This is a genomic window from Kitasatospora sp. NPDC015121 (assembly GCF_055562955.1).
Genome location: NZ_JBVHEH010000081.1, coordinates 1 through 5,992, shown reverse-complemented (window position 1 = coordinate 5,992; position 5,992 = coordinate 1). Strand labels below are relative to the sequence as shown.

The 5,992-nt window shown below is 68.2% G+C and carries 5 protein-coding genes and 1 pseudogene; 1 reads left to right on the top strand and 5 read right to left on the bottom strand.

Features of this window, described 5'->3' with window-relative positions; translation table 11 throughout:
* Positions 1 to 130: 130 nt before the first annotated feature.
* Positions 131 to 352: pseudogene (locus ACZ3J7_RS40745) on the top strand (FAD-binding protein); the annotation flags it as partial.
* Positions 353 to 681: 329 nt separating this feature from the next.
* Here the strand turns inward: ACZ3J7_RS40745 and ACZ3J7_RS40740 are convergent.
* The 5 genes from ACZ3J7_RS40740 to ACZ3J7_RS40720 all read right to left on the bottom strand — a co-directional run bounded on the left by ACZ3J7_RS40740 (position 682) and on the right by ACZ3J7_RS40720 (position 5,746).
* A complete protein-coding gene (locus tag ACZ3J7_RS40740; RefSeq protein WP_298773723.1) occupies positions 682 to 1,875 on the bottom strand; it encodes a calcium/sodium antiporter in 1,194 nt (397 codons plus the stop codon).
* Between the two features lie 119 nt (positions 1,876 to 1,994).
* Entirely contained in the window at positions 1,995 to 2,552 is a 558-nt protein-coding gene (locus tag ACZ3J7_RS40735; protein WP_298773721.1) for a hypothetical protein, read from the bottom strand.
* A gap of 236 nt (positions 2,553 to 2,788) precedes the next feature.
* Positions 2,789 to 4,258, bottom strand: coding sequence for a site-specific integrase (locus ACZ3J7_RS40730; RefSeq protein WP_298773719.1), 1,470 nt, complete (start codon positions 4,256 to 4,258; stop codon positions 2,789 to 2,791).
* 25 nt (positions 4,259 to 4,283) lie between these two features.
* Positions 4,284 to 4,619, bottom strand: a complete 336-nt coding sequence (locus ACZ3J7_RS40725; protein ID WP_298773717.1) for a helix-turn-helix domain-containing protein — start codon at positions 4,617 to 4,619, stop codon at positions 4,284 to 4,286.
* On the bottom strand, positions 4,616 to 5,746 hold the full coding sequence (locus ACZ3J7_RS40720) for a tyrosine-type recombinase/integrase (protein WP_298773715.1): 1,131 nt from the start codon (positions 5,744 to 5,746) through the stop codon (positions 4,616 to 4,618). Before ACZ3J7_RS40720 ends, ACZ3J7_RS40725 begins: the two co-directional genes overlap by 4 nt.
* Between the last annotated feature and the right edge of the window lie 246 nt (positions 5,747 to 5,992).

Here is a 5,992-nt window from a genome sequence, read left to right as displayed (position 1 = left end):
TACTGATCAGGTGCCGGGTTCTGAGGTGTCGAGTTTTCGGTGGGGTTGGACGCAGCACGTGGCGGAGCGGACCCAGGCGGGCGGCGCTGGCGCCCAACCTGGGCGTGGTCTCTGTCGGCGACGACACCGCCTCTTCCTGGTGGACACCCCGGAGCAGCGGCGGATCGGGATCTCCGACTCCCTCGAGCTGGCGTGGCGGGACTGGCTCGGCTCCGCCGGGTTCGACCGCCCCGAGGGCCACTGGCCGCGGCAGTGGGCGCGGGCGTACGTCGAGTTCGCCGCCGGGGAGAAGCGAAAATACCTGCACGACCTGGGCCTGCGGATCATCCCCACCGTCGGCGGGGAACGTGGACCTGCTGCAGACGCTCACGCACGCCAGGCTCGCCGCCCCGTGAGGTCGAGGGCGGCTGCCAGGCTCGAGCAGCAGCGCGACCAGCCTGAGTTGGGCGTCGAAGGACAGCCCCGCCTCGGGCTCGTCGCCGAGTACGTGTACGGGACGGACCGCTGGGAAGGCTTCCGTGTGCACCCGCTGCCGGCTTCGGTGGCGGCGGCGTGCACGGCTACAACTCGTTGGAGGGCACGTTCCTCGGAGGCTGCATCTTCTCGGGGATGAAGGCCGGCCGGGCGATGGCGCGGGAGGTCTGATCGAGGCAGGCACCGCCGGCGCGGCGGTCGTCGCTGTCATGCGCGCGGCGGGGAGGCCCCTGAGCCGCCGGCCGCCGCGTCCTGAGCAGCACTGTCACCTGTGACCGGCCGCCCGCGGGTCTGCGCCCGCCCACGCAGCACACCGAGTTCGTAGGTGGCCAGCACTATCAACCACAGAGCGGTGATGGGGATGACAAACCACAGCATCGCGGCACTGAACGGCCCCAGCGCGTCGTGGTCGGCCGCCTGGAGCACGACGTAGGCGATGTACGCGGCGTAGAAACCGGTGAAGAGAACGCCCTCCCACCGTGCGATCGCCAGGCCGGTGAAGGCGATCGGGAGCAGTGCCAGGGACACCGCGAGCATGATCGGCAGGTCGAAGCGGATGGCCCCGGCCGCGATCTCGATCGGCGCGATGAGTGAGGTCATCCCCAGAACGGCACCTATGTTGAACATGTTGCTGCCCACGATGTTTCCGATCGCCAGGTCGCGCTCGCCTCGGATCGCCGCGACCATGCTCGTCGCGAGTTCGGGAAGGGATGTCCCGACGGCCACCACCGTGAGGCCGATGACCAGGTCACTCATTCCCCATGCCGCCGCGAGGTCGCTCGCCGCGGTGACGAGTAGCCGTGCCCCGATCACGAGCAGCGCCACCCCGGCGATCACGAGAGCGCTGTTGAGGAGGACCGGGTGCGAGGTGTCGCCGCCGGTAGGCGTCGTCTCGCCCGCGCTGTCACCGGCCGGGGCGTCCAATGCCTCGGTGGCGCGGTCTCCGTCCTGTTTGCGCGCGATGACGATCGTCGCGGTCGTATAGGTCACGAGGCCGGCGAACAGCAGCAGACCGTCGAGGAAGCTGATCGTGCCGTCGAGGGCCACCAGAAGCACGACCAGAGAGAACAGCACCATGATGGGGATGTCGACTCGCACGATCCGGGACGTCGCCACCAGAGGGGCGACGATCGCGGTCAGCCCCAGGATGAGCAGGATGTTCGCGATGTTGCTGCCCACCACGTTGCCGACGGCCAACCCCGGGTATCCGCTCAGCGCGGCATCGACGCTTACCGCGAACTCCGGCGCCGAGGTGGCGAAGGCGACGACGGTGAGTCCCACCACCAGCGGGGAGATCCCGAGGGTCGCGGCCAGACCGCCGGCGCCCCGCACCAGCACTTCGCCGCCGCCGATGAGCAGGACGAACCCCACCGCGAGCGCGGCCACCGTCAGGGCGCTCATGTCAGCTCCGATCGGGTGGTGATGAACCCCGGTCCGGCTGGCGGTGACGGCCTTGTTGCATTACCCATGGGTCGATGATCCCGTGCCGGACTCCGGTCTGTCGATGCGCCGGCAGCGATTCAGCCGGCGGAGGCGACCGCCAGCGGCAGGACAGCCGGGACCCCGGACGAGCGGAGATGCCGGGCTGCCTCGGTGATCGTCCACCCCGTCCCGAGCAGGTCGGCGACCAGGAGGACGGGGCCGTCGGACGCTGTCGACGGGCCGGAGAACGTGCCCCACAGCTGGGCCACGCGGTAGGCCGAGTTCTGGGCGGTCACCGTCGGGAGCGCCTCGTCGCGGCTGAGTTCGCCGAGGTAGTCCATACGGCCCATCTGTGACAGCGCGCGCGCCAGGCTCTGCACGAGGATCGGGTGCTCGCCGGTGAGTAGCGCCGCGACACCGGTCGGGCGGTCGTCCCAGCCCCACTCGCGCAGGACCGGTACGCAGGCGCGGGCCAGCCACTCGGGTGCGTCCTGGTCGGGCTCGGCGAGCAGGGCGCGCAGCTTCTGGCCCAGGCCCAGATCGGTGAGGCGTGCCAGAGCGCGGCCCTCCGCGGGACCGTCGGCGATCTTGCCCTTGAGCGGGACGTCGAGCTTGGCCAGGCCGGTGGGCCGCTGGCGGCGCGGAGGCAGCAGCACGCCGGGCCGCTCGAGCGCTTCGCGGGCCGGGTCAGCGCGCCCGAGTCGACGGAGGTGGTGCGTCGCTGGGGTCCGGGGGCGCAGATACGGCCAGTTCACGGGCGCCAGCCCGGGGAGAAGATCGGCTCGGTTCTGTACTCGCCACGCGCAGGTCCGCGCACCTGTCCGGACGCCAGTGGGTAACAGCGGAAACGCGTAACGATACTGGTTTCCGGGTGCTGTTGAGTCGCGGTTGATCAGGGGCCGGGTTCTTGGTGGAGTTCGGGGTAGGCGCTCCAGGTGGCGCCGCTGATGAATGCGTGGCGTTCGGTTGTTTGAGCTCTGTATCCGAACTGGGTTGCCGCGATCGCCGGGGGAATGCTGCGGACCAGCTCGCGCATCGCGCTGTTGCGTGCGCCTCGAAGATCGATCCCGTTGTCGCGGAGCTTGCCCATCAGGGTCTGCGGGTTGATGTGATGACCTGCAGTGACCCCGGGAAATAGCCACTGGGATGTTCGGTTGGCAGCGGTGGTCATGTTGGGGCGATGGGCGATGAGTGCGGTCACCGGGTCGGCGAGCGGATGCGGGAGTGCTACCTCGGCGTCGGCGAAGCGGATCCACAGGCCGTCGCTGTCGTCGGTTCTCAGTGCGTCCAGTCGGATGGCGGCGATGCGCGAAACTGGTTGCGCGCAGATCAGCAGCAGGACCGTGGCGGCTTTGACCCACACCGGGGTCTCTCGCCGTTCCAGAATCGTGGCCAGCTGAGCGTAGCGCTCATCGTCGCTGGTCATGGGACTGGTTCGAGCCCGTCGGTGGGGGAACGCGAGGTGGGCGGCCATGTGTTGGTGCTTGATGCACCACTTGACGAACATCCTGGCGGTGCTGCGGGTGGTCGGCCCGGTAACGAGCCAGGTGTCGATATCGGACTGTGTCGCTTCCGCCAGCGCAGTGTTACGGGTGTAGAGCCAGTTGACGAAGTCGATCGCCACGGTGATCTCCTGTTTGGCGTTGGCGATCGGCCCGTTCTCCAGGGGTTGGCGCTGCGCGCGGGCGCGGAGGTTGCGCAGGTGATGCCAGGTGGCGAATCCGGTGATGACCTGCTGCGATTGGTGGATTGGTGTGGAGGCGAGCTTTTTCTCGAGCCAGCTGGTGAAGCGGTCGAGGTTGCGGTCATAGGGCGCGAGGATTCCGCAGCTGATGAACAGGTCCCGTAGGTGACGTGCGGTGCGCTCGGCGGGGTAGTGGGCGAAGGTGTCGTGACTGATGGTCAAGCGGTGTTGCGCGAACCCGTCCAGGAGCTGGCGCACGTCGGGATTGCGTAGCCAGATGAGCGCACTTCGCGGGTGGTCCTGGCTGGTCAGCGCATCGAGTAGCGGTTTCAGCTCGGCCGAGACGAATCCGGTGTCGGCGGTGGTGAGCAGGGCGGTCAGGTCGTCGGTGAGGCAGCATCGGGCGCAGAGTCCGCGCCGGTGGGGTTCGTCCTGATCGCCGCAGCGGGTGCAGATCAGGCGGGGATCGTCGATCCCTGCACAGTCGGTGCAGATGGCCTGGTTGCCTGAGAGTCCGGGGAGGAGCCGGTCCGGGGTCAGGCAGCGAGGACACGTTCCGCGGCGACGGGTGGCCTGTTGGTAGCAACGGCGGCAGACGAAGCCCTCTGGCCAGCGCACGCCGCGAGGCTGGCGCTCGTCGTCGCACCGTGTGCAGTGGTACTTCGATGTGTCAGCCATGTGTGTCGCCTGCGCGGGGGTCCGTCTACGCCGGTGGGCCGGGTCGGTGGATGTGGGCCCGCTTCGGTCGCAGCGGACCATCAGCTGAGGGGGAGACGTCGGTGGCGGTGCGCCGCGAGGGTGCGGCGTCGACACGGAAGTCGCAGAGGTCCTCGACGCTGCAGTCCAGAACGTGGCACAGGGCGCCGAGCAGCGCCAGGGGCAGCCGGTCCGGGGTGCGTCCGAGGAGGCGGTAGAGCTGCGAGGCGGAGAGCTCGATGCCGACCTCATGCAGCGGGGTGATCAGGTCAGACAGGTTGTGCATGTCTCGGTCGGTCATGACTTGGCGTAGTCGCCACTGGTAGGCGATCCGGTGCTTCATGTCTCGTTCGTCCTTTCGGGCAGGCGGCCGGCTGCGGCACGTAGGGCGGCGGCTACGACGCGGCTGCGGTAGTCGGGGGAGACGAAGGTGTAGAGCGAGGTGGTCGAGGCGTACTCGTGTCCGACTTGCTCTTGGATGAAGCGGGTGTCGTAGCCGGACTCGACAAGCAGCGTGACGTAGCTGCGGCGCAGGGAGTGAAAGTCCAGTCCGGGGTCGGTCAGGCCGGCTGTGTCACAGAGTTCGGCGAAGCTGTGGGACAGTGCCCCGTTCGAGATTCGTTCGGATCGTTCGGTTGGAAACAATGCGGTCCCGGTGGTGCGGTCGAAGCTGGTGCGCCCCTGGTCGATCCACTGCTCGAGGCAGTCGATCACCCACGCGGTCTCTGGGACGGTCAGTACGCCGCGCCGTTTGGCGGGGGATCCTTTGCCGGGCTTGCCGTACCGGACGTAGCAGACCCCGAATCGGCCGAACTGCCGTGCACGCGGATTCGGCCCAAAATCCGTCAGGTCCAGCATGCGAACTTCGTTGCGGCGCAGGCCCCATGCGTAGGCGACCTTGGTGATCGTCGCGGTTCGCAGCGCGACCATCGCCCCCTTCGTGCCGACCTCGTAGCGGCGGGTGACCTGCTCGTCCGCGGTATCGCACAGGTCCTGCAGCTCGTCGGTGGTGTACGCCCGTTTGCGTGGGTCGCCGGGACCCTCGTGGACGTGGCGGGCCGAGTTGGCCTCGGTAATGACCTGTACGGGATGCGTGGCGAACCGGTCCTGGCATTGCTCGGCCCACTCGTAGGCCGGGTCGAGCAGGTAGTCCATGAAGTGCCGCAGCGCACCTTGATAGTTCAGGACGGTGCTGTGCGCTATGCCGTGGACTCCGCGTAGTTCGGTGATCCAGTCATCGGCCATCGCTGGCGTCCAGGTCCAGGGGCCGTCGGCATCGCAGAAGTCCCGGAACCGCCGTATCGTGGCCACCCGCGCCGAGATCGTGCCGGCAGACAGGTTTCGTGCCAGCTGCTGGTGAGACCAGCCGGTGACCATCGCCTCGAACACCGAGGCTTCCGGACGTAGAACAGCGATACCGTCGGCCAGCTGCAACCGCGCCGACCCTGGAGGAAGATCCTGCTGCGACATCTCGCACCGCCCAAAAATGGCTCGCGTCTTGTGCGAAAGTGTCGCATGAAATGCGAATCGCGACAAGAGGCCGCAGGTAGCAGCGCCGCCACCATCCCGCCATCGGCTGGCGGTCACGGTCCAACAAGGGCGGAAGCGCTGGCCCGGCACCTGCTCACGCGCAGGTCACGAGGCCAGTCGGGCACTACGGGCGAGGGGCAGTTCGGGGAGGGGTCGAGTTCGCACAATCTACAACTCGGCATCGTT